Source organism: Cedecea sp. B1(4) (assembly GCF_059414925.1).
Genome location: NZ_JCAHMZ010000231.1, coordinates 1 through 435, shown reverse-complemented (window position 1 = coordinate 435; position 435 = coordinate 1). Strand labels below are relative to the sequence as shown.

Annotated in this window: 1 protein-coding gene; it reads left to right on the top strand. The window is 69.0% G+C overall.

Annotated features, from left to right (window positions below):
* Positions 1 to 435, top strand: a 435-nt coding sequence (locus ACR6JA_RS22745; RefSeq protein WP_494599738.1) for a carboxyl transferase domain-containing protein, incomplete at both ends; no start/stop codon positions are given.

Genomic DNA, 435 nt, shown 5'->3' with positions numbered 1-435 from the left:
GCCGCATCGCCGGCAACGAATGCGTGATCGTCTGCAACGACGCCACCGTCAAGGGCGGCACCTACTACCCGATGACGGTCAAGAAGCACCTGCGCGCGCAGGAGATCGCCGCGCAGAACCGGCTGCCGTGCGTCTACCTGGTCGACTCCGGCGGCGCCAACCTGCCGCAGCAGGACGAGGTCTTTCCCGACCGCGAACACTTCGGCCGCATCTTCTACAACCAGGCGCAGATGTCGGCGCAGGGCATCGCGCAGATCGCGGTGGTGATGGGCTCGTGCACCGCCGGCGGCGCCTACGTGCCCGCCATGAGCGACGAGTCCATCATCGTCAAGAACCAGGGCACCATCTTCCTGGGCGGCCCGCCGCTGGTGAAGGCCGCCACCGGCGAGGAAGTCAGCGCCGAGGACCTGGGCGGCGGCGACGTGCACACGCGCC